Source organism: Streptomyces sp. NPDC101166 (assembly GCF_044768125.1).
Lineage (GTDB): Bacteria > Actinomycetota > Actinomycetes > Streptomycetales > Streptomycetaceae > Streptomyces.
Genome location: NZ_JBIWPF010000207.1, coordinates 1 through 1,213, shown reverse-complemented (window position 1 = coordinate 1,213; position 1,213 = coordinate 1). Strand labels below are relative to the sequence as shown.

At 69.5% G+C, this 1,213-nt stretch carries 1 protein-coding gene and 1 pseudogene; one reads left to right on the top strand and one right to left on the bottom strand.

Annotated elements, in window-relative coordinates; genetic code table 11:
* Positions 1–227: pseudogene (locus tag ACIRS4_RS37770) on the top strand (esterase); the annotation flags it as partial.
* A 116-nt stretch (positions 228–343) separates the two neighbouring features.
* On the opposite strand, the gene ACIRS4_RS37765 reads toward ACIRS4_RS37770, so the two are convergent.
* Positions 344–1,210, bottom strand: coding sequence for a DUF4191 domain-containing protein (locus tag ACIRS4_RS37765; RefSeq protein ID WP_404204729.1), 867 nt, complete (start codon positions 1,208–1,210; stop codon positions 344–346).
* Between the last annotated feature and the right edge of the window lie 3 nt (positions 1,211–1,213).

Here is a 1,213-nt window from a genome sequence, read left to right as displayed (position 1 = left end):
CCGACCAGTGGGCGGCCCTCGACCCGCTACGCAACCTCGACAAGCTCGGCCCGGCCCCGGTCGGCCTGTGGTGCGGCGACCGCGACCGCTTCATCGACGGCTGCCGCCGCTTCATCGCGACCGCCCGCCCCGAGGTCGGCCTGGTAACCCCCGGCGCGCACACCGAGGAGTACTGGCGCACCGTCACCCCCGACGTCCTCGGCTTCCTCGGCCGCCACGTCCGCTGACCCTTCCGCCGAGTGGCACATCCTGGAGGGGATTCGTCCGATTTCGCCTCCAGGATGTGCCACTCGGCGAAAAGGAAAGGCCCGCATCCGGGGGATGCGGGCCTTTTCGAGGTTGATCAGCGGCGGCGGATCGAGCGCTGCACGCCGCGCATCTTCGCGCCATTGGGCAGCGGACCCTTGGGCAGCGCGGGCCCGCCCCGGGTCGCGAGGGCAGACAGCCGCCCCTCGATATTGTCCATGCGCGCCGCGTCGATATTGCGCGGCAGCTTGCGCAGGTGCTTTTCCAGCTCCTTGAGCGGAACCTGCCCCTCCTCGTTGCCGATCACGATGTCGTAGATCGGGGTGTCGCCGACGAGGCGCGACACCTTCTTCTTCTCCTGTGCCAGAAGCGACTTCACCCGCTGCGGCGAGCCCTCGGCGACCAGCACCACACCGGGCAGACCGACCACGCGGTGCACCGCGTCGAGCTGGGTGGTGGCCGCGACACCCGGGGTGACCCGCCACTTGCCCTGCAGGTTGTCCAGCACCCAGGCGGCCGCGCCGGCCTGGCCCTCGGCCTTGGCGTACACGTTCTTCTGCACCCGGCGCCCGAAGATGATGAACGCGGCCAGCACGCCCAGCACCAGACCGATCGGCAGCAGGAACCACTGCAGACCGAAGATCAGGCCGATCACCAGGAACAGCACGGTCACGCCGACGAGCGCGCCGATCATCAGCGGCAGCAGAAGCTTGTCTTCCTTGCGCTGCATCTGGAAGGCCTGCCACAGTTGGCGGCGGCGGTCCTTGGACGCCTGTTTGCGCGCCGCCTTCGCCGCGGCCTTCGCTTCCTTCGACGGATTACCGTCCTTGCCTGCTGCCATGCGGTCCAGCTTAATCGCCGGGTACGCCCGGTTCGCGATGGGATGGACACTGACGCGACCGGTCGGTGCCTGGCGGCCCGAATCGCGCTCGGCGCGAGTGCTTGTCGGCCGGAGCCGCCGCATCGC

What these genes read in the sequence shown, in the direction of transcription:
- ACIRS4_RS37765 (WP_404204729.1), bottom strand. Translation starts at nt 1,210, where the DNA reads ATGCGGCGGCTCCGGCCGACAAGCACTCGCGCCGAGCGCGATTCGGGC.